General features: G+C 73.8%; 20 protein-coding genes and 1 rRNA gene. 5 read left to right on the forward strand and 16 right to left on the reverse strand.

Annotation, left to right across the window (positions count from 1 at the left end):
• Positions 1 to 128 precede the first annotated feature (128 nt).
• The gene (locus ACFVU3_RS28390; protein ID WP_390070564.1) at positions 129 to 755 is read right to left on the reverse strand and encodes an NUDIX domain-containing protein; all 627 of its coding nucleotides are present in this window, start codon (positions 753 to 755) and stop codon (positions 129 to 131) included.
• Positions 756 to 835: 80 nt separating this feature from the next.
• Positions 836 to 2,485 (reverse strand): CTP synthase, encoded by a 1,650-nt coding sequence (locus tag ACFVU3_RS28395; protein WP_390070606.1) that lies wholly within the window; start codon positions 2,483 to 2,485, stop codon positions 836 to 838.
• Between the two features lie 653 nt (positions 2,486 to 3,138).
• Here ACFVU3_RS28395 and ACFVU3_RS28400 point away from each other — a divergent pair.
• Together ACFVU3_RS28400 and ACFVU3_RS28405 are read left to right on the forward strand one after the other, a co-directional pair.
• Entirely contained in the window at positions 3,139 to 4,941 is a 1,803-nt protein-coding gene (locus tag ACFVU3_RS28400; protein WP_390070565.1) for a glycoside hydrolase family 15 protein, read from the forward strand.
• An 89-nt stretch (positions 4,942 to 5,030) separates the two neighbouring features.
• The gene (locus ACFVU3_RS28405) at positions 5,031 to 6,425 is read left to right on the forward strand and encodes an FAD-binding oxidoreductase (protein WP_390070567.1); all 1,395 of its coding nucleotides are present in this window, start codon (positions 5,031 to 5,033) and stop codon (positions 6,423 to 6,425) included.
• A gap of 4 nt (positions 6,426 to 6,429) precedes the next feature.
• On the opposite strand, the gene ACFVU3_RS28410 is transcribed toward ACFVU3_RS28405, so the two are convergent.
• The gene (locus tag ACFVU3_RS28410) at positions 6,430 to 8,061 is read right to left on the reverse strand and encodes a flavin monoamine oxidase family protein (protein ID WP_390070568.1); all 1,632 of its coding nucleotides are present in this window, start codon (positions 8,059 to 8,061) and stop codon (positions 6,430 to 6,432) included.
• Between the two features lie 41 nt (positions 8,062 to 8,102).
• Complete coding sequence (locus ACFVU3_RS28415; protein WP_390070570.1) at positions 8,103 to 9,632, reverse strand: APC family permease; 1,530 nt, start codon at positions 9,630 to 9,632, stop codon at positions 8,103 to 8,105.
• A gap of 159 nt (positions 9,633 to 9,791) precedes the next feature.
• Here ACFVU3_RS28415 and ACFVU3_RS28420 point away from each other — a divergent pair, with 159 nt between their 5' ends.
• On the forward strand, positions 9,792 to 11,414 hold the full coding sequence (locus ACFVU3_RS28420) for a PucR family transcriptional regulator (RefSeq protein ID WP_390070571.1): 1,623 nt from the start codon (positions 9,792 to 9,794) through the stop codon (positions 11,412 to 11,414).
• 44 nt (positions 11,415 to 11,458) lie between these two features.
• Here the strand turns inward: ACFVU3_RS28420 and ACFVU3_RS28425 are convergent, their stop codons facing one another.
• From ACFVU3_RS28425 to ACFVU3_RS28445, 5 genes are all read right to left on the reverse strand, one after another.
• A complete protein-coding gene (locus ACFVU3_RS28425; protein ID WP_390070573.1) occupies positions 11,459 to 12,547 on the reverse strand; it encodes a glycosyltransferase family 4 protein in 1,089 nt (362 codons plus the stop codon).
• 223 nt (positions 12,548 to 12,770) lie between these two features.
• Positions 12,771 to 14,522: a DNA repair protein RecN gene (gene recN, locus ACFVU3_RS28430; protein ID WP_390070575.1), complete on the reverse strand. Its 1,752-nt coding sequence runs from the start codon at positions 14,520 to 14,522 to the stop codon at positions 12,771 to 12,773.
• Positions 14,523 to 14,581: 59 nt separating this feature from the next.
• Complete coding sequence (locus tag ACFVU3_RS28435; RefSeq protein ID WP_390070577.1) at positions 14,582 to 15,499, reverse strand: NAD kinase; 918 nt, start codon at positions 15,497 to 15,499, stop codon at positions 14,582 to 14,584.
• Positions 15,496 to 16,311, reverse strand: a complete 816-nt coding sequence (locus tag ACFVU3_RS28440; protein WP_390070579.1) for a TlyA family RNA methyltransferase — start codon at positions 16,309 to 16,311, stop codon at positions 15,496 to 15,498. The genes ACFVU3_RS28435 and ACFVU3_RS28440 overlap by 4 nt, the downstream gene beginning before the upstream one ends.
• A gap of 7 nt (positions 16,312 to 16,318) precedes the next feature.
• Positions 16,319 to 16,606: a hypothetical protein gene (locus ACFVU3_RS28445; RefSeq protein WP_390070581.1), complete on the reverse strand. Its 288-nt coding sequence runs from the start codon at positions 16,604 to 16,606 to the stop codon at positions 16,319 to 16,321.
• Between the two features lie 42 nt (positions 16,607 to 16,648).
• On the opposite strand from ACFVU3_RS28445, the gene ACFVU3_RS28450 reads away from it, so the two are divergent.
• Positions 16,649 to 16,996, forward strand: a complete 348-nt coding sequence (locus tag ACFVU3_RS28450) for an SCP2 sterol-binding domain-containing protein (protein ID WP_390070582.1) — start codon at positions 16,649 to 16,651, stop codon at positions 16,994 to 16,996.
• Here ACFVU3_RS28450 and ACFVU3_RS28455 read toward each other — a convergent pair.
• The 4 genes from ACFVU3_RS28455 to ACFVU3_RS28470 all read right to left on the reverse strand — a co-directional run bounded on the left by ACFVU3_RS28455 (position 16,985) and on the right by ACFVU3_RS28470 (position 21,168).
• Entirely contained in the window at positions 16,985 to 17,866 is an 882-nt protein-coding gene (locus ACFVU3_RS28455) for an ABC transporter ATP-binding protein (protein WP_390070584.1), read from the reverse strand. The genes ACFVU3_RS28450 and ACFVU3_RS28455 overlap by 12 nt on opposite strands.
• Positions 17,867 to 17,934: 68 nt before the next feature.
• Positions 17,935 to 18,969 carry a FecCD family ABC transporter permease gene (locus tag ACFVU3_RS28460; RefSeq protein ID WP_390070586.1) on the reverse strand — a complete coding sequence of 345 codons (1,035 nt, stop codon included), beginning with the start codon at positions 18,967 to 18,969 and terminating at the stop codon, positions 17,935 to 17,937.
• Complete coding sequence (locus ACFVU3_RS28465; protein WP_390070608.1) at positions 18,966 to 20,018, reverse strand: FecCD family ABC transporter permease; 1,053 nt, start codon at positions 20,016 to 20,018, stop codon at positions 18,966 to 18,968. Before ACFVU3_RS28465 ends, ACFVU3_RS28460 begins: the two co-directional genes overlap by 4 nt.
• An 85-nt stretch (positions 20,019 to 20,103) precedes the next feature.
• On the reverse strand, positions 20,104 to 21,168 hold the full coding sequence (locus tag ACFVU3_RS28470; RefSeq protein ID WP_390070588.1) for an HAD hydrolase-like protein: 1,065 nt from the start codon (positions 21,166 to 21,168) through the stop codon (positions 20,104 to 20,106).
• Positions 21,169 to 21,247: 79 nt separating this feature from the next.
• Between ACFVU3_RS28470 and ACFVU3_RS28475 the strand changes: the two genes are divergently transcribed.
• Positions 21,248 to 22,540, forward strand: a complete 1,293-nt coding sequence (locus ACFVU3_RS28475; RefSeq protein ID WP_390070590.1) for a DUF1015 domain-containing protein — start codon at positions 21,248 to 21,250, stop codon at positions 22,538 to 22,540.
• A gap of 60 nt (positions 22,541 to 22,600) precedes the next feature.
• Here the strand turns inward: ACFVU3_RS28475 and ACFVU3_RS28480 are convergent, their stop codons facing one another.
• The 3 genes from ACFVU3_RS28480 to rrf form a co-directional block, all read right to left on the reverse strand.
• Entirely contained in the window at positions 22,601 to 23,413 is an 813-nt protein-coding gene (locus ACFVU3_RS28480) for a tetratricopeptide repeat protein (protein WP_390070610.1), read from the reverse strand.
• Complete coding sequence (locus ACFVU3_RS28485) at positions 23,350 to 24,582, reverse strand: hypothetical protein (protein ID WP_390070612.1); 1,233 nt, start codon at positions 24,580 to 24,582, stop codon at positions 23,350 to 23,352. The genes ACFVU3_RS28480 and ACFVU3_RS28485 overlap by 64 nt, the downstream gene beginning before the upstream one ends.
• 231 nt (positions 24,583 to 24,813) lie before the next feature.
• A 5S ribosomal RNA gene (rrf, locus tag ACFVU3_RS28490) occupies positions 24,814 to 24,905 on the reverse strand; the annotation flags it as partial.

Below are 24,905 nucleotides of genomic sequence, written 5' to 3' on the forward strand. Positions count from 1 at the left end.
AGCCGATCCCCGCGAGGGACTCCGCACGGGCGTGTACGAGCGTAGTTCAGCCCCCGCCACGGACCCGGCGGAGCGCGGCGGACACATCCCCCGATCGGATCAGCAGACAGTCACACCGGCCCGGGGTGTCATGCCTCGAAGGGCCGGGCCGGCCAGGGCGCGTCCGCCGGGCGCAGCGCGTCGAGGCCGTCGCCCGCCCGGGCGGCGACCAGCGACAGCACGCCCACCACGAGGCAGTTGTTGTGCAGCTCGCCGGCGAGGACGCCGCGGACCAGCTCGTCCAGCGGGACCCGCGCCACCTCCATGTCGGCCTCCTCCTCGGAGACCTCGTACCGCTCCCCCTCCGCCTCGGCGAGGTCGCGCGCCAGGAAGATCCGTACGGCCTCGTCGCAGCCGCCCGGGGTGGTGTACACGTCCGCCAGGACCCGCCACTCCCCCGCCTTGGCGTACGCCTCCTCGTACAGCTCCCGCCGGGCGGCGTGCAGCGGGTTCTCCCCGGGCACGTCCAGCAGTCCGGCCGGGATCTCCCACAGCTTCTGCCGCACCGGGTGGCGGTACTGACGCAGCACCAGCACCCGGTCCTGGTCGTCCAGGGCCAGCACGGCCACGGAGCCCGGGTGGACCTGGTAGTCGCGGCGGGCGACCGTGCCGTCCGGCATGACCACGTCGTCCGTGCGGACACTCGTCTTGTTGCCCTTGAAGGGGGTCGTGGTGGCGACGACCCGCCACTCCTCCGGGGTGTCCTGCACCTGCATCGTTCGTCCTCCCACATACGAAAGCCGGGGTACGGGTCCTCGTGCGAGAACCCGTACCCCGGCTACGTTAACGCGCCCTGCTACTGGGCCGTCTTGCGCTCGACGGCCGCCTTGACGAGACCCGCGAAGAGCGGGTGGGGGCGGGTCGGGCGGGACTTCAGCTCCGGGTGCGCCTGGGTGGCGACCAGGTAGGGGTGGATCTCCTTCGGGTACTCGACGAACTCGACGAGCTTGTTGTCCGGGGAGGTGCCGGAGAAGACCAGACCGGCCTTCTTCTCCAGCTCGGCGCGGTACGCGTTGTTCACCTCGTAGCGGTGACGGTGGCGCTCCTCGACGTACGGCTCGCCGTCGTAGGTCTCGCGGACGACCGAGCCCTCGGCGAGCTTCGCCGGGTAGAGGCCCAGGCGCATCGTTCCGCCGAGGTCGCCGGCGCCCTCCACGTAGGCGAGCTGCTCCTCCATCGTGGAGACGACGGGGTGCGCGGTGGCCGGGTCGAACTCGGTGGAGTTCGCCTCGGGGATGCCCGCCAGGTTCCGGGCCGCCTCGATGACGATGCACTGGAGGCCGAGGCAGATGCCGAGCAGCGGCACCTTGTGCTCACGGGCGTACTGGATGGCACCGACCTTGCCGCTCACGCCGCGGTCGCCGAAGCCGCCGGGGATGAGGATGGCGTCGCAGTCGCCGAGCTGCTTCTCGGCACCGGCCTGGGTCTTGCAGTCGTCGGAGGTGACCCACTTGACCTTGACCCGCGCCTTGTTGGCGAAGCCGCCGGCGCGCATGGCCTCGGTGACCGACAGGTAGGCGTCGGGCAGGTCGATGTACTTGCCGACGAGCGCGACGGTGACCTCGTGGTCGGGGTTGTGGACGCGGTCCAGGAGGTCCTCCCAGACGGTCCAGTCCACGTCGCGGAAGGGCAGGTCCAGCTTGCGCACCACGTAGGCGTCGAGGCCCTCGGAGTGCAGCACCTTCGGGATGTCGTAGATCGACTTGGCGTCGATGGCGGCGACCACGGCGGCCTCGTCGACGTCGCACATCAGCGAGATCTTGCGCTTGATGGCGGTCGGGACCTCGCGGTCGGCGCGGAGCACGATCGCGTCGGGCTGGATGCCGATGTTGCGCAGGGCGGCGACCGAGTGCTGGGTCGGCTTGGTCTTCAGCTCGCCGGAGGGGCCGATGTAGGGCAGCAGCGAGATGTGCACGACGAAGACGTTGTCGCGGCCGACCTCATGGCGGACCTGGCGGACGGTCTCCAGGAAGGGCAGCGACTCGATGTCGCCGACCGTGCCGCCGACCTCGGTGATGACGACGTCGACGTCGTCGGTGGCCATGCGGCGGATCCGCGACTTGATCTCGTTGGTGATGTGCGGGATGACCTGCACGGTGTCACCGAGGTACTCGCCGCGCCGCTCCTTGGCGATGACCTGCGAGTAGACCTGGCCGGTGGTGACGTTGGCCGAGCCGTCGAGGTCGACGTCGAGGAAGCGCTCGTAGTGGCCGATGTCCAGGTCGGTCTCGGCGCCGTCGTTGGTGACGAACACCTCACCGTGCTGGAACGGGTTCATCGTGCCCGGGTCGACGTTGAGGTACGGGTCGAGCTTCTGCATCGTGACCCGCAGGCCCCGGGCCTTGAGGAGCGCACCCAGGCTGGAGGCGGTCAGGCCCTTGCCGAGGGAGGAGGCGACACCCCCGGTGACGAAGATGTGCTTGGTCGTCGTGGTGTTGGGCGGCATCGCCAAGAGGGGGCTCCCGTGGTCGCGTTCTGGAGGTGCGAAGCGGCTGGTCCTCCGGAAGAATCGGGGGTGCCGTCGCTGCGGTTTCGGGGGTTTCGGCTGGCGCCGTTTCCCACCGGTCCACGGGGTACCAGGGTATCAGTGACAGCAGGAGACCGCTTCCGGCCACACGGTCGGCACACCGGCGGACCGCGCGGACCCGGCCCTGGCGGGGCCGTCCGGGGGGTCCGGCGGACGATGGGATTCCGCTCCGATGGTCCGGCGGGACGGGCCGGGAGCGCTTGCGGGAGCGGGGCCGCGGACCGGCCGCGGGCGGGCCCGTGACCAGGGCGGGGACAGGGAGGAGGTGCGGGGGAGACGCTCGGGCGAACGTCCGGGGAACACTTTGTTCACCCGTGTGGAGCAGCGCGTTACCCGGGTGATCACTACGCTCACTAGGGTGCGGATCATCCCGCCCGGACCACGTCTCCCGGCGGCCGGCCGACGGCACCACCCCGCCCGTGGAACCGGACCGGGAGCCGTGTCGCCTCCCCTCGACCCGCTGCCGGAGCCGGCCATCCCGCACACTGGCACCGCGGGCACCTCCCGCAACCGCACAATCTCGCTGCACGCGCCCCGAGGGGCGGACGGGCCGTTCGACTGGAGTGAAGCACGTGGCCGGGCGTATCGAGGATTACGCACTCATCGGAGACATGCAGACCGCGGCGCTGGTCTGCCGGGACGGCAGTGTCGACTGGCTCTGCCTCCCCCGCTTCGACTCGCACGCGGTCTTCGCGGGGCTGCTCGGCACCGAGGAGCACGGCTTCTGGAGAGTGGGACCGGCCGGCCCGGCCGACGCCGAGCCGGCCCCCGCCGACCGCCGCCGCTACCGGGGCGACTCGCTGATCCTGGAGTCCGAGTGGGACACCCCGCGCGGCACGGTCCGGGTGACCGACTTCATGCCCCCACGCGACGGCGCGCCCCAGCTGATCCGGATCGTGGAGGGCGTCAGCGGCCGGGTCCCGATGCGCTCCGCGCTGCGGATGCGGTTCAGCTACGGCCGGATCGTGCCCTGGGTCCACAAGGTCGGCGACCGCACGGTCGCGGTGGCCGGGCCCGACTCCGTCTGGTTCGACACCGAGGCCGAGACCCACGGCGAGGACCTCACCACCTACTCCGAGTTCACCGTCGCCCCCGGCGACCGGATCGCCTTCACCCTCTCCTGGCAGCCCTCGCACAAGGAGCCGCCGGCCCTGCCGGACCCCGAGGGCTCCCTGGAGGCGACCGCCGGCTTCTGGCGCGAGTGGGTCGAGCACTGCACGTACCACGGCCCCTACCGGGAGGCCGTGGTCCGCTCCCTGATCACCCTGAAAGCGCTGACGTACGCGCCGACCGGCGGGATCGTCGCCGCGCCGACCACCTCGCTGCCGGAGGAGATCGGCGGCGTACGGAACTGGGACTACCGCTACACCTGGCTGCGGGACGCCGCCATCACCCTCTCCTCGATGCTGCGCACCGGCTACCGCGAGGAGGCCCGCGCCTGGCGGGACTGGCTCCTCAGGGCGGTCGCGGGCGACCCGGAGAACCTCCAGATCATGTACGGCATCGCGGGCGAGCGGGAGCTCGGCGAGGCGGAGCTGGACTGGCTGCCCGGGTACGAGAACTCAGGCCCGGTCCGGGTCGGCAACGGCGCCGCGAACCAGCTCCAGCTCGACGTGTACGGCGAGGTCACCGAGGCATTGCACCTGGCCCACATGACGGGCCTGTCCCGCAACGACTACGCCTCGCTGCTCCAGATCAGGCTGATCGTGTACCTGGAGAAGAACTGGAACCAGCCCGACGAGGGCATCTGGGAGGTCCGCGGCCCGCGCCGGCACTTCACCCACTCCAAGGTGATGGCCTGGGTGGCGGTCGACCGCACGATCAAGCTGATCGAGTCCGGCGACGCGGAGGGACCGCTGGAGCGCTGGCGCGAGCTGCGCGACGAGATCCACCGGGACGTCTGCGAGAAGGGCTACGACAAGGAGCGGAACACCTTCACCCAGTCGTACGGCTCCAAGGAGCTGGACGCCTCGCTGCTCCTCATCCCGCAGATGGGCTTCCTCCCGCCGGACGACAAGCGGGTCATCGGCACGATCGAGGCGATCCAGCGCGAGCTGTCCACCGAGGACGGCTTCGTGCTGCGCTACCCGACCGCCGGCGAGGAGGCGGGCGTCGACGGCCTGGAGGGCGACGAGGGCGCGTTCCTCGCCTGCTCCTTCTGGCTCGCCGACGACCTGGCGATGATCGGCCGGGTCGACGAGGCCCGCACCCTCTTCGAGAAGCTGCTCGCACTCCGCAACGACCTGGGGCTGCTCGCCGAGGAGTGGGACCCGCGGCTCCAGCGCCAGGTGGGCAACTTCCCGCAGGCGTTCAGCCACGTGCCGCTGATCGACACGGCACTGCGGCTGACCGCGAGCGGCGCCTACGGCGGATGACGGGCGCGGCGGACCGCTGAGGGGCGCCCTCCGGGGGCCGGACCTACGATGAAGATGTCCTGGCCCCCGCACGAAAGGGGGGGCACCCGATGGCTCCCCAGTTCACCGTTCCGGACACCGCCCTGGCCGGGCTCCGCGAGGATCTGGCCGGTGAGGTCCTCGTGCCCGGCGATCCGGGCTACGACGCCGCCAGGAGCATCCACAACGGCATGATCGACCGCCGGCCGGCCGTCATCGCGCAGTGCGCGACCCAGGCGGACGTGGCCAACGCGGTCCTCTTCGGGCGGGAGACCGGGCTGCCGATCGCCGTGCGCGGCGGCGGCCACAGCGTCGCCGGGACCTCGGCCGTCGACAGGGGTCTGGTGATCGACCTGCGCCGGATGCACGCCGTCGTCGCGGACCCCGAGCATCTGACGGTACGGGTCGAGGGCGGCGCCCTGATGAGCCACCTCGACCGGGCCACCCAGCCCTTCCACCTGGCCACCACCGGCGGCCGGGTCTCCACCACCGGCGTCGGCGGCTTCACCCTGGGCGGCGGCTCTGGCTGGCTGGAGCGGAAGTTCGGGCTGGCCTGCGACAACCTGGTCTCCGCCGATCTGATCACGGCCGAGGGCAAGCACGTCGTCGCGAGCGCCGAGGAGAACCCGGAGCTGTTCTGGGCGCTGCACGGCGGCGGCGGGAACTTCGGCGTGGCGACGTCGCTGACGCTGCGGCTGCACGAGCTGCCCGTGATGAGCTTCGCGCTGATGCTCTTCCCGCCGTCCGCCGGACCCGCGGTGGTGGAGGCGTACCGCGCGATGGCGGAGGCCCTGCCGGACGAGGCGAGCGGCGGGGTGCTGTACTTCCCCGCCCCGCCCGAGCCCTTCGTCCCCGCCCACCTGGTCGGCGAGCTGGTGGTGGCCGCCCTGGTGACCTTCGCCGGGCCCCTGGCGGGCGTCCGGCACCTGGCGGGTCCGCTGCTCGCGCTGCGGCCGGTGGTGGAGCTCGTCCAGGAGGTGCCCTACGCGGACCTCCAGTGCATGCTCGACGACCCCCCGGGGCTGCGGAACTACTGGTCGGCGGAGTACCTGGGGTCGCTGCCCGACGAGGCCGTGGAGGTCTTCTGCTCCCGCGGGGAGCGGATCCCGGCCGGCACGGCCACCCAGCACGTGCTGTTCCCGCTGGGTGGCGCGGTGGCCAGGGGTCCTTCCGACTATCCGCTGCCGTGGCGGACCGCCCCCTGGGTCGTGCACCCCTTCGCGACCTGGGAGGACCCGGCGGCCGACGGGCGCGCGATCCAGTGGGTGCACGACGTGCGGACCGACATGCGGCCGTGGACCACGGAGGCGGTGTACCTCAACTTCATCGGCGCGGAGGGCGAGGAGCGGATCGTCGCCGGGTTCGGTGCCGGCAACTACCCGCGGCTCGCCTCCGTGAAGGCCGCGTACGACCCCGACAACGTCTTCCGCCTCAACCACAACATCACGCCGGCCGCCGGGGTCTGAGCCGCTACCGGAGGGCGTCGATCACCTCCTTGGCCGCCCGCTCGCCCTCGGTGGCGCCGCCCTCCATGAAGCCCTGGAAGTCGTAGGAACAGTGCTCGCCGCCGATGTGGACGTTGCCCTGGGGCGTGCCCTCGTACCCCGCGTACCGGTGGAGGTATCCCACCGGCCAGCAGGAGTACGCGCCGAGGGCGTTCGGGTTCTTGTGCCAGGCGGAGAGCTGGGCGCGGCCGTTCCAGGCCCGTGAGGTGCCGGGGAAGAAGGCGTCGACGCCGGTGAGGTAGCGGCTCACCAGGCCGCGGACGTACGGGTCGGACTCGGTGGAGAAGGGACCGGCCGGGTTCAGGTTCCGCGCGAGGCTGCCGCCGTTGTACTGGATGAGGATGCCGCCGGTGCCGCCCTGGAGCTTGGTGGTGTCCCAGGTCTGCTGCACGTCGAGGTCGGTGAAGCAGTCGCCGGCGGAGACCCCGGGCCAGGCGCCGGTGCCGCGCCAGGGGCGGGTGCCGAACTGCATGTTGAGCTTGGTGCAGTGGCCCATGCGGGCGTCCCGCAGCAGGTTCGTCATCAGCGGGTCGAAGCCGGCCCGGCCGAGGTCGAGGCGCTGGAGGACCGGCAGCGGGACGCAGAGGACGGTGTGGTCGGCGGTGACGGTCCTGGTGGCGCCGCCCTCGGCGAAGGTGAGGGTCTGGGTGCCGTCGGCCTCGGCGCGGACGGCCTGGAGGGTCCAGCCCCTGCGGAGGGTGCCGGGGTTCAGGGCGCCGGCGATGGCGTTCGGGAGCCGGTCGTTGCCTCCGGTGATGTGGTAGCGCTCGTTGGACAGGCCCCAGATGTTGAAGTTGCCGGGATTGGTCTGGTAGCCCATGAGCAGGACGAGGGCGAGCGAGGACTGTTCGGTGGTGTCGGCGCCGTACTCGACGTTGTAGGCCACGTCGATGAAGCGGCCGAGCGGCGAGGAGTGCCCGCCGGGGACGCGGGTCTCGATCCACTCGTACACGGACATGTTGTCGAGGGCGGTGCCGGTCGGGGTCGACCGGTTCCAGAAGACCTCCCCCGCCTCCGACAGGTCCCGGCGCAGCGCCTGGTAGACGCCGTTGAAGTCCTCGTCGGCCTGGTGGCGCGGGTAGTAGGCGCCGCCGAACCAGAGGACCTCCTCGGCCCCGTTGGGGCCGCCGCCGAGGAAGTCCTCGGTGGGGAGGCCGAAGCGGCGGCAGAGTTCCAGCATCTTCTTGTGGCTGGTGTCGATGAGCTCGCCGCCGATCTCGGAGGTCTGCCCGTAGGCCCAGTGGTTCCGCTGGGTCCACATGCGGCCGCCGACGCGGGCCGGGTCGGCCTCGTAGAGGACGGGGGCGAGGCCCGCGTCCTGGAGGGTGAGGGCGGCGGTGAGCCCGGCGATGCCGGCGCCGACGACGGCGACGCGGGCGTCGGACCGCACCGGCGGGTCGGGGACGGCGGCGACGGCGGGGGCGGCCGCGGCGGAGGCGGCGATCCCTGCCGCGGCGGCGGCCTTGAGGAGGGTGCGGCGGCCGAGGGGGTCGCCCCTCAGGCCACGGAGCTCGTCGACGGGGAGGCCGAGCCGGCGGGCGTCGGCGTGGTCGGCGGCGAGGCGGTTCAGGAGGTGCATCGGGTTGGTGCGTGCCATGGGGCGCTCCTGGAGTGAGGAAGGGGGTCCGGCCGTGCGGGTCAGCTCGTGGCGGCCGGTACGGGCTCCGCCTGCTCGTCGTCGCGTTCGGCGGCGTCCTCCAGGACGATCCGGCCGATGATCTCGTACCGCTCCGGCCGCCTGGCCTTGAGGTGGAGGCCGAGGCCGAGGCCGCCGAAGAAGACGGCGCCGACGATCCACGGGATCGCCTTGAAGAAGAGGGAGTCGGCGGCGAGTCCGGCCGCGGTCTCCATGTTGACGACGAGGAGGACGACCACGGCGGTCATGCCGATGCCGCCGAGGAGGGGCGCGACGAGGGTCTTGAACCAGTGCCGGTCCTCGGGGTGGTTCTTGCGGAAGTACCCGATGACGGCGAAGGAGCAGAGCGTCTGCACGATGAGGATCGCCATCGTGCCGAGGATGGCGAGCAGCGTGTAGAGGTGGATGTAGGGGTCCTGGCCGGTGAGCCAGAAGGCGCCGACGAGGAGGACCGCGATCGCGCTCTGCACGAAGGAGGCGATGTACGGGGAGCCGTGCTTGCGGTGGGTGCGGCCGAGCGCCGGGTGGAGGAAGCCCTCGCGGCCGATGGCGTAGAGGTAGCGGGAGGCGCACTGGTGGAAGGCCATGCCGCAGGCGAAGGAGCCGGTGAGCAGCAGCCACTGGAAGGCGTCGACGGCCCAGGCGCCGATGAAGGTCTGGGTGGGCGCGAAGAAGAGGTCGAGCGGGGTGGCGGAGGAGGACAGCTCCACGGAGCGGCCGAGGCCGTTGCCGGCGATGGTCATCCAGGAGACGTAGATGTAGAAGAGGCCGACGCCGATGACGGAGATCAGGGTGGCGCGGGGGATGACGCGCTTGGGGTCGCGGGACTCCTCGCCGTACATGGCGGTCGACTCGAAGCCGACCCAGGACCAGAAGGCGAAGAAGAGGCCGAGGCCGGCGGAGGCGCCGGTGAAGGCGTTCCTCGGGTCGACGGGCTCGACGGGGATGCCGTCCGGGCCGCCGCCGTGGACGAGGACGGCGGTGGCGACCGCGAAGAGGACGGCGATCTCCGCGATGAGCATGACGCCGAGCGCCTTGGCGGTCAGGTTGATGTCGAAGTACGACAGCACGGCGGTGACGGCCAGCATGGCGGCCGCGTACAGGATCCACGGCAGGTCCACGCCGAGCTGGTCGGCGACGGTGGTCTTCGTGAAGTAGGCGAAGACGCCGACGATGGACGCCTCGAAGACGATGTAGGCGAGGACGGCGAGCATCCCGGACGCCATGCCGGCGATCCGGCCGAGGCCGTGCGAGATGTAGCCGTAGAAGGCGCCGGCGGCCGTGATCCGCTTCGCCATGGCCACGTAGCCGACGGAGAAGACGGTCAGGACGAGGGTGGCGAAGAGATAGCCGGCGGGGGCGCCGGTGCCGTTCCCGAAGCCGACGGCGATGGGGAGGTTGCCGGTCATCGCGGTGATCGGGGCGGCGGTGGCCACGGCCATGAAGACGACGCCGACGAGTCCGACGGAGTTCGCCTTGAGCCGGTCGACGCGGGGGGCGGAGCCGCCCTGCGGAGTGGAGGTGTCTGCCATGGCGGGAGAGCATCCTCGCGGGTGACGTAGGCCACAATCGACAGGGGGTCGCGCAAATCCCGCCGCGCCACGACGAGTTGTCGCCCCTGAGGGCGAACCGTCCTTCCCCGTGACCGTGGGGAGATGTCCATGAAACACCACGGACGATACCGTCCGCCCATGGACACGCAGGGCGGCATCACCGTACAACGGGCACTCGAACTCCCGGGGCTCCGCAGCGGCCTCCCTGAGGTCGTCGCCGGCGCCGACCGGCTCCAGCGGACCGTGCGGTGGGTGCACGCGGGCGAGGTGCCCAACATCGCGTCCCTGCTGAAGGGCGGAGAGCTGCTGCTGACCACCGGTCTCGGCCTGGGCACCCGCCCCGCCGAGCAGCGGGCCTTCGTGCGGCGCCTCGCGGACCGGGGCATCGCGGCCCTCGTCGTCGAGCTCGGCCCGCGCTTCGCGCGCCTCCCGGCGACGATAGTGGAGACCGCCCGCGGCGCCGGGCTGCCGCTGGTCCAGCTCCACCGCGAGGTGCCGTTCGTGGCGGTCACGGAGGAGATCCACACCGAGATCGTCAACGGCCACTACGCGCTCCAGCGGCAGGCCGAGGAGGTCCACCGGCAGTGCACGGAGGCGCTGCTCGGCGGCGGGGGGGTCCCCCAGGTGCTCCGCGTCCTCTCCGACTTCGCCGCGAACCCGGTCTTCCTGGAGACCGCCGAGGGCCAGCTGCTGTACGCGGCGGGCACCGAGTCCGGCCCGGCCGACCCGCTCCAGGTCTGGGACGGGCTCCGCGGCCAGCGCGCGGCCCGCGAGTCCGGCCCGCCGGTCGGCACGGTCCTCGTCGACGTCCCCGGCGGCGGCCCCGGTACGGGCTCGGTGCGGGCCCGCCTGGTGCTCCTCGCGGTCTCCGGCGCCCTCTCCCCCGTGCACCGGATGGCGGCGGAGCGGGCGGCGGGCCTCCTCGCGGTCGTCCTCATGCAGGCCCGGCAGGAGGAGGAGCTGGCGGCCCGGGGCCGCGGCGACTTCCTGACGGACCTCGCGGAGGGCCGGATCTCGGCGGAGGACGCCCCGGCGCAGGCCCGCGTCCTCGGCTTCAAGCCGGGCGAGGGCCCGCTGCTACCGGTCGTGATGCGCCTCGCCCCCGAGCTGTCCCCGTCGGGCAGCTGGGCGCTGCTCGCCCGCGCCGTCCACGAGGAGCTCTCCTCCGTCGGCGTCCCCGCGCTCCTCGGCGTCCGCCCGGTCGAGGGCCGGGTCCCGCTCCTCCTGGGCCTGCGCTCCGAGACGGAGCGGACCGCCGTCGCCGACCGGGTCGCCGCGGCGCTGCGGGCCGGTGTGGAGCGGGCCGGGCTCGAAGGCGCCGGGGCGCACCCGCCGGTCGTGGTGGTCGGCATGGCCGGCGGCTGGGCGGCGGCGTCGGCCGGGCTGCGGCACGCGGCGGAGACCGCCACGGCGGCGCAGGGCCTCACGGACCGCCCCTGGTACGACGCCCGGCGCCTCGACATCGACCTGCTGCTGTGGCGGCTGCGCGACCACCCGGACCTGGCGGCCTTCGTCGACCGGGCGATCGGCCCGCTCCGCGAGCACGACCGCGCCTCCCGGCCGCCGCTGCTCCCCACCCTGGAGACGTATCTGGCGCACGCGGGCCGCAAGGCGGAGACGGCCCGCGAGCTCCACCTCAACCGCCAGACCCTCTACAACCGGCTGGCCCGCATCTCCGAACTCCTCGGCACGGACCTGGACGACCCCCAGACGGTCCTGGCCCTGTCCCTGGCCCTGCGCGCCCGCCGCCACACGCCGTAACCGGGCCGCGCCCCGCGCGCCGGGCGGGACTTTCCGGACAGGACCTAGCGCGCCGACAGCTCGTCGTAGACGCTCAGGACGTGGGCGATGGTGTCGTCCTCCGTCGGCCACGTCCCGGCCTGTACGCGCCCCGCCGCCGCGAGGTCCATCCGCCGCTCCTCGTCCTCCAGGAGGCCCCGCACGGCCGCCGCGAGCGCGCCGGCGTCCCCGTACGGCACCAGTTCCGCGGCGTCGCCGACGAGTTCCGGTACGCCGCCGACGGCCGTGGCGACCAGGGGGACGCCGAGCCGGAGCGCCTCCTGCGCGAGCAGGGACCGCGCCTCCCAGCGGGACGGCAGCACCGCGACGTCCGCGGCGGCCAGCAGTTCGGCGACGTCGTCGCGGCGCCCGACGATCCGGACGGCGAGCCCTTCGGCGGCGACGCGCCGCTGGAGCGCGGCCCGTTCGCGCCCCTCGCCGGCGATGACGAGCAGCGGCCGCGGGTCGAGCTCCCGCCACTCCCGCGCCGCGTCGAGCAGCGTCCCGTACCCCCGGCCGGGTTCGAGCGCGCCGACGGCCATGAGCAGCGGCCGGTCGACGGCGCCGAGTTCGGCCCTGGCCTTGCCGTCGTGGAGGCAGACGGGTCCGCGCGCGGCGGGCACGGTGACGGGGGCGAGCCGGGCGTCGCGGGCGCCGCGCCGCCGGGCCCGGTCGACGAGTTCGGAGGAGGTCCCGAGGACGACGGTCGCCGCCCGCGCGGTGCGCCGCTCCAGGAGCCGTACGAGGCCGCCCATGGCCCCGTCGGTGTGCGGCCGGCCGTGCCAGGTGGTGACGAGCGGGGTGCGGGCGGGCCCGACGCCGCCGGAGACGGCGAGCGCGGCCCGCACGGAGGCGTGCAGCCCGTGCGCGTGGACGACGTCGGCGCCGATGCAGGCGTTGCGGAGCAGGCCGACGGTCGCCGGGTCGTTGCGGCGCGGCAGCGGCACCACGTGCGCGCCGGCGCCGGAGTAGTCGTAGAGACGGTCGAGTTCGGGCGGGGCGCACACGGTCACCCGCACGCCCCTCGCCACCAGCCCCGAGGCGAGTGATCGGACGTGAGCGCTGCTGCCCGCGCTGCCGCCGCCCAGCACCTGGACCGTACGGAGCTGTGTCACGCGCCCAAGGATGCCAGCCCCGGCACCCGACCGTACGCACGTTCCGGCACCGACACCGCATCGTTCCCGTGACGGCCGGGCACGCGGCGCCGGGCCCCGCCCTCCGGATTCACCCTCCCGGGCGAGCGCACGCGCCGAATACGCGCGCCCCCTGGGGGGCCGGAGGCGGCGCGCCGCACGTCCCCGGGCCACGGGCTCCGGGACACCGCGACCCGGCGCCGGGTCAGCCGTCCGCCCTGGCCGTGGCCAGCAGCTCCTCCGCGTGGGCGCGGGCGGTCTCGGAGTCCTCCTGGCCCGCGAGCATGCGGGAGAGCTCGCGGACCCGCTCCTCGCCCTCCAGGACGGTGACGCCGGAACGGGTGACGGAGCCGTCGTTCGTCTTCTCGACGAGCAGCTGACGGTCGGCGAAGGCCGCCACCTGGGGCAGGTGGGTGACGACGACGACCTGAGCGGTGCGGGCGAGCTTGGCGAGCCGGCGGCCGATCTCCACGGCCGCCTTGCCGCCGACGCCCGCGTCGACCTCGTCGAACAGGTACGTCGGCACCGGGTCGACCCCGGCGAAGACGACCTCGACGGCGAGCATCACCCGGGACAGCTCACCGCCGGACGCGCCCTTGGCGATGGGCCGCGGCGGGGCTCCGGGGTGCGGGGCGAGCAGCAGCTCGACCTCGTCGGCGCCGGCCGGCCCGTAGGCGACCCGCCGCCCGCCGACCTCGACGCCCGACGCCTCGTCGGCGGCCTCGGTCTGCCGGATGTCGAAGGACACGCGCGCGTGCGGCATGGCGAGCGAGGCCAGCTCGGCGGTGACCGCCCGGGCGAACCGGTCCGCCGCCTCCACCCGGGCGTCGGTGAGCCGCTGCGCGAGGACGGACAGCTCGTCGCGGAGCCGGTCCCGCTCGGCGGTCAGCTCCCCGACCCGGTCGTCGTCGCCGTCCAGCTCCCCGAGCCGCTCCGCGCTCTCCTCCGCCCAGGCGAGGACGGCGCCCACGGACTCGCCGTACTTCCGGGTGAGCTGGGTGAGGGCGGCCCGCCGCTCCTCGACCGCGGCCAGCCGCAGCGGGTCGGCGTCCAGGTCGTCGGCGTACCCCGCCAGCTCCTGCGCCACGTCGGCGAGCAGGATGGAGATCTCCCCCATCCGGTCGGCGAGCCCGGCGAGCGCCGGGTCGTGGGACCGCACGCCCTCCAGGGCCCGGCCCGCGCCCGCCACCAGCGTGGTCGCGTCGACGGACTCGGGATCCTCCGGGTTCCCGGCCAGCGCGGCGTGCGCGAGCGCGGCGGCCGAGGCGAGGGCCTCGGCGTGCCCGAGCCGCTCGGCCTCGGCGGCCAGTTCGGTGTCCTCGCCGGCCCGCGGCGCGACCGCCTCGATCTCACCGAGCCCGAACCGCAGCAGATCGGCCTCCTGGGCTCGCTCACGTGCCCGGGTGGTGATCTCGTCCAGCTCGACGGTGACGGCCCGCAGCCGCCGGTACACCTCGCCGTAGGCGGCGAGCGGCCCGGACACCGCCTCGCCCGCGTACCGGTCGAGCGCACCGCGCTGCCGGGCCGGCTTCAGCAGGCCCTGCTGGTCGGTCTGGCCGTGCACGGCCACGAGGTCGTCGGCGAGCTCGGCAAGCAGCCCGACGGGCACCGAACGCCCGCCGAGGTGCGCCCGCGAGCGTCCCTCCGCGGAGACGGTACGGGTCACCAGCAGCGCGCCCTCGTCGAGCTCCGCCCCGGCCTCCTGGGCCCGCAGCGCGGCGGGCGCGCCGGGCGGCAGGGTGATCCGCCCCTCGACGACCGCCGAGCCGGCCCCGATCCGCACCAGGGCCGGGTCGGCCCGTCCACCGAGCAGCAGCCCCAGGCTCGTGACGACCATGGTCTTGCCCGCGCCGGTCTCACCCGTCACCGCGGTGAAGCCGGGCGACAGCTCGACCACCGCGTCGTCGATGACCCCGAGCGACCGTATCCGCATCTCCTCCAGCACGCCCCAGACCATACGAGGTTTCCGTGCCGTGATGCGACATCGCCCCCGTCACGGGCCCGCCGGCGCGGCCGTCAGTGGGGCGCGCCCCGCCACCCCGAGACCGGCAGGGCGAACTTGGCGACGAGCCGGTCGGTGAAGGACGCGTGGTGCAGCCGGGCGAGCCGCACCGGGACGGCGCCGCGCCGGACCTCGACGCGGGCACCGGCCGGCAGCTCGACGGTCCGCCGCCCGTCGCACCACAGCACCCCGTGCGGGGTGTGCGGCTCGACCTCGACGGCGAGGACGGAGTCGGGCGTGGTGACGAGCGGCTTGGCGAACAGCGCGTGCGCCCCGATCGGCACCATGAGCAGCGCCTCCACCTCGGGCCAGATGACCGGCCCGCCGGCCGAGAAGGCGTAGGCGGTCGAGCCGGTCGGCGTCGCGCAGATCACCCCGTCGCAGCCGAAGCCGGTGACGGGCCGGCCGTCGATGGCGAGGACGACCTCCAGCATCCGCTCGGGGGACACCTTCTGCACGGCGGCCTCGTTGAGCGCCCAGTCGCGGTGCAGGGCGTCGCCGTTCTGGTAGACGGCGACGTCGAGGGTCATCCGCTCCTCGACCTCGTACGCCTTGGTGACCACCCGGTCGACGACCTTGTCGAGGTCGTCGCGCTCGGCCTCCGCGAGGAAGCCGACGCGGCCCAGGTTGACGCCGAGCATCGGCACGCCGGAGGCGCGGGAGAACTCGGCGCCGCGCAGCAGCGTCCCGTCACCGCCGAGGACGATGATCAGCTCGCAGCCGTCCAGCGCCTCCGGGCAGTCGTCGGGGATCTTCTCCACGGACGGCGGCAGCGGCAGGTCCGCCGCCTCCGCCTCCAGGACGCGGACGCCGATGCCGCTGCGCAGCAGCCCCAGGACGACGAGCTCGGCGCTGCGCACCGCCGCCGGCCGGCCGGTGTGCGCGAGCAGGAAGACGGTGCGTGGTGCCTGTGGTGCCGCTGATGCTGTCAACGAGGTCCCTCCGCCACGGCGCGGTCGACGTCCGCCGGATCGAGTGCGGGCGCGCCGGCCCGCAGCCACAGAAAGTACTCGACGTTCCCCGACGGCCCGGGCAGCGGGCTGGCGGTGACGCCGGCCACCCCGAGCCCCAGCTCGGCCGCCTGCCGGGCCACGTTCTTCACCGCGTCGGCACGCAGCTCGGTGCTGCGGACGACCCCGCCGGAGCCGAGCCGGTCCTTGCCGACCTCGAACTGCGGCTTGACCATCAGGACCAGGTCCGCGTCCGGGGCGGTGCACGCGACCAGGGCGGGCAGCACCAGGCCGAGCGGGATGAAGGAGAGGTCGCCGACGACGAGGTCGGCGGGGATGCCGTCGATCGAGTCGAGCGTCATCTCGCGCACGTTGGTGCGGTCCTTGACGGTGACCCGCTCGTCGCTCTGGAGCGACCAGGCGAGCTGGCCGTAACCGACGTCGACGGCGACGACGTGTCCGGCGCCGGAGCGCAGCAGCACGTCGGTGAAGCCGCCGGTGGAGGCCCCGGCGTCGAGCGCCCGCCGGCCCTGCACCGTCAGCCCCAGCGGGACGAAGGCGGCGAGGGCGCCGGCGAGCTTGTGGCCGCCGCGCGAGACGTAGTCGGGGTCGGAGTCGTCCTGGACGACGACGATCGCCGCGGCGGTCTCGACCTGGGTGGCGGGCTTGGTGGCGACGGTCTTGCCGACGGTCACCCGGCCCGCGGCGATCAGCTGGCTGGCGTGCTCGCGCGAGCGGGCGAGTTTGCGCCGGACCAGCTCGGCGTCGAGGCGGCGGCGTGCCACTCCTGCCACGGTGGGTTCAGCTCCTGGGGTCGTGCGGACGGGGTGCGGGGGCCGGACGCGCGTCGAGCGAGGTCAGCTCGGCGCGCAGTCCCCGGTGTACATCCTCGTACACCGCGAGGTGTCCGTCCGCCGGGAGGTGGTCCGCCTCGCCCAGCCGCTCGACGAGCGCGTCGACGGCCGGCAGCCCGGTCGGCTCCCGGCGGACCCCCAGCGGCGCGGCCGCCGCGGGCTCGTCCCCCGCGGCCGGGCCCGCGCCGTCCACGGGGTCCGGGCCGGCCTCCGCGTCCGTCATCGCTTCGTTCATGCCCCGACGCTATCGCGAAGCCCTGGGGTACGGTCGACGGCGATGGCGACGATCACGGAGTGCCGCGACGCACTCGACAAGCTGGCGGACAACCTCGCGGGGGCGGACGGATCCGTCCGGGGCGCGGCGGCGCTCGACCGCACCCTGAGCTGCCACCTCACGGACCTCGACACGACCTTCACCGGCCGGCTCGCCGCCGGCCGGATGGTCGTGGAGTCGACCGTGTCCGGCCCTCCCCGGGAGAAGGCCCAGATCCGGCTGGCGATGACCGGCGACGACCTGGTCGCGATGGTGGGCGGACGGCTGAACTTCGCGAAGGCGTGGGCCTCCGGCCGGGTCAGGCTGGAGGCCGGCTTCCGCGATCTGCTGCGGCTGCGCTCACTTCTGTAGCGCGGGCTGCTGCGCGGGCTGCTGCGCGGACTCCTGGGCGGACTCCCGCGCGGGGAGGCTCCGCCGGGCCCGCGCCTGCCGCCCGGCCGGGACGACGAGCGGGGTGCCCGTCTCCGGGTCGTCGATGACCTGGCAGCGCAGCCCGAAGACCCGCTCGACCAGCTCCGCGGTCACCACCTCGGACGGCGGGCCCTCGGCGACGACCTCGCCGCCGCGCACCGCGATGAGATGGGTGGCGTAGCGGGCCGCGTGGTTGAGGTCGTGCAGGACGGCGACGAGCGTCCGCCCCTGGGTCTCGTGCAGCTCGGCGCAGAGGTCGAGGACGTCGATCTGGTGCTGGATGTCGAGATACGTGGTCGGCTCGTCGAGCAGCAGCAGCGGCGTCTGCTGGGCGAGGGCCATGGCGATCCACACCCGCTGGCGCTGGCCGCCGGAGAGCTCGTCGACGAACCGGTCGGCCAGCTCCGCGACCCCGGTCGACTCCATGGACTCCTGGACGATCCGCTCGTCCTCGGGCGACCACTGGCGCAGCAGGCCCTGGTGGGGGTAGCGGCCGCGGGCGACGAGGTCGGCGACGGTGATGCCGTCGGGCGCGATGGACGACTGCGGCAGCAGGCCGAGGGTCCGGGCGACCTTCTTCGCGGGCATCGAGTGGATCGACTGCCCGTCGAGGAGCACCCGGCCCTCGGCCGGCTTGAGCATCCGGGAGAGCGCGCGCAGCAGCGTGGACTTGCCGCAGGCGTTGGGCCCGACGATGACGGTGAAGGAGTTGTCGGGGATCTCGACGGACAGGTCGCGGGCGATGACCCGCTGCTCGTACGCGAGGGTGACCGACTCGGCCCCGAGGCGCTGCTGCTGCCGATCGCTCATGGGCGTGCTCCTGTTGTCCTGGTCGGTGTCGTACGGGTGCGGCCGCGGGGCCGGGGCCGGGGACGCGGTCATATCCTGCCCGCCTTGCGCTCGCTGACGAGCAGCCAGAGCAGATAGCAGCCGCCCAGGATGCCGGTGATGACACCGACGGGCAGCTGACGGTCGCCGAAGGCGTTGCCGGCGATCCAGTCGGCGCTCAGCAGCAGCGCCGAGCCCATGACGGCGGAGACCGCCAGGTTGGGGCCGGGCGCGCGGGTGAGCCGGCGGGCCAGCTGCGGGGCGCTGAGGGAGACGAAGACGATGGGCCCGGCGGCCGAGGTGGCGACGGCGACGAGCAGCACGGCGGAGGCCATCAGGACGATCCGGGTCCGCTCGACCTTCACACCGAGCGCGTACGCGGCGTCGTCGCCCATCTCCAGCATCCGCAGCGCCCGGCCGTGGCCGAGGACCAGCGGCACGAGCACGCAGCAGACGGCGAGCAGCGGCCAGAACTGGGCCCAGTCGCGGCCGTCGAGGGAGCCGGTCATCCACACGGTGGCGCGGGTGGCGTCCACCAGGTTGGCCTTGGTGATGAGGTAGTGGATCACCGAGGTCAGCATGGCGGCGGCGCCGATGCCGACGAGCACCAGCCGGTAGCCGTGCACGCCCCGCTTCCAGGCGAGCAGGTAGATCACGACGCCGGTGACGACACCGCCGACGACCGCGCCGAGGGCGGTGGCGACCGCGCTGCCCTGGAAGAGGACGATGACGGTGAGCGCGCCGACGCTGGCGCCCTGCCCGAAGCCGATGACGTCGGGGCTGCCGAGCGGGTTGCGGGAGACCGACTGGAAGACGGCCCCGCCGAGGGCGAGCGCGGCGCCGACGAGGAGGGCGACGAGGACCCGCGGGAGCCGCAGCTCCATGACCGCGAACTCCTGGACGGGCGTCCCGTTGCCGAGCAGAGTGTCCAGGACCTCGCTCGGCGTCATCGGGAAGTCGCCGGTGCCGACGAGGACGGTGCCGACGCCGAGGGTGAACAGGATCAGCCCGAGGCCGGAGAGCGCGGCCCGCGGGGTGTACCGCAGGGAGAGTCCGCCGCCGGTCCGCAGGGTCTTGGTGGTCACAGCTGGGCCATCCTCTTGCGGCGTACGAGTCGGATGAAGACGGGCCCGCCGACGAGGGCCGTCACGATGCCGACCTGGAGTTCGGCCGGCCGGACGAGGACCCGGCCGAGGACGTCGGAGCCGAGCAGCAGCACGGGCGCGAGGACGGCCGCGTACGGCAGGATCCACCGCATGTCCGGGCCGGTGATCGCACGGACCATGTACGGCACCATCAGGCCGAGGAAGACGATCGGCCCGCAGGCCGCGGTGGCCGCCCCGCACATCAGGGTGACGGCGAGCATGGCGACGATCCGGGTCCGGTTGATGCTGACGCCGAGGGCGCGGGCGGAGTCGTCACCCATCTCCATGGCGTTGAGCGGCCGGGCGATGCCCAGGGCCAGCACGGCACCGACGAGGATGAACGGCGCGATCCGGCCGACGGTCTGCATGTCGGCGGAGGCCAGCGAGCCGACGGTCCAGAACCGGAGCCGGTCGAGGGCGGCCGAGTCGAGCAGCTGGACGGCGTTGACGAAGCCGTACAGGGCGGCGGTGGCGGCCGTGCCGGCGAGCGCGAGCCGCACCGGGGTGGCGCTGCGGCTGCCGCCGAGCACGTACACGACGACGGAGACGACGGCGGCGCCGACGAAGGCGAACCACACGTAGTCCCGGACGTCGGTGACGCCGAGGAAGGCGATGGCCGACACGACGGCGGCGGCCGCGCCCGCGTTGACGCCGAGGAGCCCGGGCTCCGCCAGCGGGTTGCGGGTCAGCCCCTGCATCACCGCGCCGGCCAGGCCGAGCGCCAGGCCGACGAGCAGCCCGAGCAGGGTGCGCGGCACGCGCACGTCGTGGATGACGACGTCGTTGCCGACGCCGCTGTTGTGGAACAGCCCGTGCCACACGTCTCCGATCGGCACCGGCTTGGCACCGATCATGATGCTGAGGACACAGACAAGCAGCAGGACGCCGACGGCCGCCAGCAGTCCCACGGCGCGCACGGTGTTCCGGCGCCTCGGGGACTGCGCGGACTTCGTCGGCTCCGCGCTCGTACGGGAGGGACTCTCGACCAACACCCGGTTAGGTTAGCCTACCCAATATTGATCGAGCAGGGGTCGGTGGCCCCGGATCGCCGGACCACCGGCCCCCGCCCGAGCCCTACAGCCCGAGCCGGGCGAGCGCCTTCCCCGCGTCCAGCCCGCACGCCCCGGAACCGGCCCACGTCCACGCCGCCCCGCACAGCGCCCGCACCCCGTCGAGCGGGTCGGCCCCCGCCGCGCCCTCCAGGACGAGCGCGTCCCCGCTCACGGCGGCCCGCCAGCCACCGCACAGGAACCCGCCGTCGCCGTCGGCCCCGACCTCCGGCTGGCCGGTGAGCAGCCCCCGCAGATCGGCCGCCACGTACGTCGGCCGGTGGGCCGGCACGGCCGCGAGCAGCGTCGCCACGTCGGTGACCCCGGTGAGCACCAGCAGCGAGTCGACGCCTCCGCCGAACGCGCCCTCGATGTCGGTGTCCAGCCGGTCCCCGACGACCAGCGGCCGCTCCGCCCCGGTCCGCAGCACGGTCTCCCGGTGCATGGGCGGCTGCGGCTTCCCGGCGACCTTCGGCTCGACGCGGCCGCCGGTGGCGATCCGCACGACCTCGACGGCGGCCCCGTTCCCGGGCCCGATCCCGCGCGCGCCCGGGATCGTCAGGTCGGTGTTGGACGCGTACCAGGGCACGCCCCGCCCGATCGCGTACGCCGCCTCGGCGAACCGGCCCCAGCCCATGTCCGGGCCGCCGTACCCCTGGACGACGGCCACCGGCTCGTCGTCGGCCGACTCGACGGGGACGAGCCCCCGCTCTCGGAGCGCGACCCGCAGCCCCTCGCCGCCGACGACGAGGACCCGGGACCCGACCGGCACGTCCTCGGCGACGAGCCGCGCCACGGCCTGCGCCGAGGTGACGACGTCGCCGGGCGCGGCCGGCACGCCCAGCTCGGTGAGGTGCGCGGCCACCGTGTCCGGCGTCCGCAGCGCGTTGTTCGTCACGTACGCGAGCCGCATCCCGCCGTCCCGCGCCGCCACGAGCGCCTCGACGGCGTACGGGATCGCCGCGCCGCCCGCGAAGTACACGACCCCGTCGAGGTCGAGCAGCGCCGTGTCGTACGCCGTGCTCAGCGCGACCGCGCTGCCGCCGGGCCGGCTCCGTTCCGTCCGCCGCTCCTGGCCGTCTCGCGCCATGACACCTGCTCCTCACTCCACCGGGACTCCCCGCTCCCCCGATCATCGCTCATCGCCACCGCGCGCCTACCATGACGAGATGAACTCCTCAGGTCACGCGGCCAGCGACGTCCGCGACGACACCGCGGGACTGCGTCTGCATCCCTTCCGCGGCATCCGGTACGTCCCCGAGCGGGTCGGCAGCCTCGCGGCCGTCACGTCCCCGCCCTACGACGTCGTCGTGCGACCTGACGGACTGCTCCACCTCGAATCCGCCGACCCCCACAACATCGTCCGGCTGATCCTGCCCCAGGCGGTCACGGCGGGCACCCGCCACCGCAAGGCCGCGGTGACGATGGACCGCTGGCTCGCCGACGGCGTCCTCGCCCCGGACCCGGCCCCCGCGCTGTACGTCTACGAGCAGCAGGGCGACGGCATCCTCCAGCGCGGCATCATCGGCGCCCTCGAACTCACCACGCCCGACGAGGGCGTCGTCCTCCCGCACGAGGACGTCATGCCGCACGTCGTCGAGGACCGCGCCGCCCTGATGCGCACCACGGCCGCGAACCTGGAGCCGCTGCTCCTCACCTATCCGGGCACCGGCGACGGCGCGGACGCGGTGATGGAGCGCGCGATCCAGCGCGAGCCGCTGCTGGCGACGACGACCGAGGACGGTTTCCGCCACCGCCTGTGGGCGGTCACGGACCCGGCCGAACAGGCCGCGGTCACCACCGAGCTCGCCCGTCACCAGGCGCTGATCGCCGACGGGCACCACCGCTGGGCGACCTATCTGCGGCTCCGTGACGAGCACCCGTCGCCCGGCCCGTGGAACCAGGGCCTGGTGCTGCTCATCGACACGGTCCGCTATCCGCTGCGGGTCCGCGCCATCCACCGCCTCCTGAGCAGGCTTCCGGTGGCGGACGCCCTGGAGGCCGTCGGGGACGCCTTCCGGGTCCGTCGCGTCGAGCGGCCGCTGCCGGAGGCCCTGGAGGCCCTGGCGGCGGCCGCGGCCGAGGGCAACGCGTTCCTCCTGGCCGGTGACGGCGCCTTCCACCTCCTGGACCGCCCGGACCCCGCCCTGCTGGCGCGTACGGTCCGCGCCGACCGCCCGGAGGCGTGGCGCACCCTGGACGCGACGGTCCTCCACGCCACGCTCCTGGAGCACGTCTGGCGGGTACCGGACGCCCCCGAGGACATCGCGTACATCCACGACACGGCGGCGGCCGTCGCCCAGGCCGAGCGCCGCGGCGGCACGGCGGTCCTGATGCATCCGGTACGAGAGGAGGTCGTCCGGGACCTCGCCCGCCAGGGCGTGACGATGCCCCGCAAGTCGACGTCCTTCGGCCCCAAGCCGGCGACGGGCCTGGTCCTCCGGAGCCTCGCCCTCGACTGAGCGCAGACATGAAGAAGGGCGGCACCCGGTGGGTGCCGCCCTTCTTCATGTCACGGAGCCTCAGCTCCGGTCGTCGTCCGCGTCCGTGTCCTCAAGGTCGTCGGACTCGTCGTCCTCGTCCTCGTCCTCGTCGTCGCCCGCGTCCTCGACGTCGGCGTCGGCCTCCGCCTCGGCGTCGTGCTCGTCATCGGACTCGTCGAAGGCGTCGACGAACTCGACGCCGTCCATCTCGGCGAGGCGGTCGGAGGCGTCCGTGGCGCCGTCCTTGTCGGCCTCCAGGGCCTTGGCGAACCACTCACGGGCCTCCGGCTCCCGCCCGGCGGCGAGCAGGGCGTCGGCGTAGGCGTACCGCAGCCGCGCGGTCCACGGGTGGTGGGCGCTGGACGCGAGCTCGGGGCTCTGCAGGGTCACGATGGCGGCCTCCAGCTGCCCCATGTCCCGGCGGGCGCCGGCGGCGACGAGCCGCATCTCGACCTGTCCGGCCTTGTCGAGCTTCTGCACCTCGGGCTCGCCGGCCATGGCCAGCGCCCGCTCGGGCCGGCCGAGGCCGCGCTCGCAGTCGGCCATGACGGGCCACAGGTCCACGCCGCCGCTCATCCGCCGCGCGGCCCGGAACTCGGCCAGCGCCTCGGAGTACTTCTGGTTGGCGTACGCGGCGAAGCCGGCGGCCTCGCGGACGGCGGCGACGCGCGAGGCGAGCCGGAGCGCGACCCGGGAGTAGCCGTACGCCTTCTCCGGGTCCTCGTCGATCAGCTGCGCGACCATCACGAGGTTGCGGGCGACGTCGTCGGCGAGCCCCTTGGGCAGGCTCAGGAGCTCCTGGCGCACATCGGGGTCGATCTCCTCGCCGGTGACCTCCGGCGGGATCGGCAGCCGCTTGATGGGCGCGCGGTCGCTCCGCTCGCCGCGGTCGTCACGGCGCCCGTAGCCGCCCCGGTCGTCACGGCCCCGGTACCCGCCGCGCTCGCCACCCCGGTCGTCCCGACCCCGGTAGCCACCGCCACGGCTGTCGTCCCGGCGGAAACCGCCACCGCGCTGGTCCCCACCACGGTCGTCACGGCGGAAGCCACCGCCGCGCTGGTCGCCGCCACGATCGTCGCGACGGAACCCGCCACCGCGGTTGTCGTCGCGCCGGTCGTCGCGACGGTCGTCACGGCGGAACGACGACGGACGCTCGTCGCGCCGGTCGTCACGACGGAAGCCACCGCCGCGCTGGTCGCCACCGCGGTCGTCGCGACGGAACCCGCCGCCACGGTTGTCGTCGCGGCGGTCGTCACGCGGGAAGGAGGGACGGTCGTCACGGCGGAACGACGACGGACGCTCGTCACGCCGGTCGTCACGGCGGAAACCGCCACCGCGCTGGTCGCCACCGCGGTCGTCACGGCGGAAACCGCCGCCGCCACGGTTGTCGTCGCGCCGGTCGTCACGGCGGAAACCGCCACCGCGCTGGTCGCCGCCACGGTCGTCACGACGGAACCCGCCACCGCGGTTGTCGTCGCGCCGGTCGTCACGGCGGTCGTCACGGGGGAAGGAGGGACGGTCGTCACGGCGGAACGACGACGGACGCTCGTCACGCCGGTCGTCACGACGGAAGCCACCGCCGCGCTGGTCGCCACCGCGGTCGTCACGACGGAAACCGCCGCCACGGTTGTCGTCACGACGGAACCCACCACCACGCTGGTCGCCGCCACGGTCGTCGCGACGGAACCCGCCACCGCGGTTGTCGTCACGCCGGTCATCACGGCGGTCGTCACGCGGGAAGGAGGGACGGTCGTCACGCGGGAAGGAGGGACGGTCGTCACGACGGTACCCGCCACCGCGCTGGTCGCCACCGCGGTCATCGCGGCGGAAACCGCCGCCACCACGGTTGTCGTCACGGCGGAAGCCGCCACCACGCTGGTCGCCACCGCGGTCATCACGACGGAACCCGCCGCCGCGGTTGTCTCCACCACGGCTGTCGCCGCCACGGTCGTCGCGGCGGTAGCCGCCGCCACCGCGGTTGTCGTCGCGACGGAAGCCGCCTCCACCGCGGTTGTCGTCACGGCGCGGCCCACGGAAGCCGCCCCGGTCGCCACCGGCACCGTCCCTGCGACGCGGCTCGCGCTCCGGACGGTCGTCGGGAGAGTTGGTGGACATCGGTGTGACTCCTGTCTTCGGGTACTGCAGTCATTCTCGCGCAGCCGGCACCCGGCCGCGCCTCGGAAAAGTCAAGCAAAAAACAAAAGGACCCCTGGTCCCAGCGTGAACGCTGGGACCAGGGGTCCTGAAGAATTGTTCGGCGGCGTCCTACTCTCCCACAGGGTCCCCCCTGCAGTACCATCGGCGCTGAAAGGCTTAGCTTCCGGGTTCGGAATGTAACCGGGCG

Source organism: Streptomyces sp. NPDC058052 (genome assembly GCF_042885515.1).
Lineage (GTDB): Bacteria > Actinomycetota > Actinomycetes > Streptomycetales > Streptomycetaceae > Streptomyces.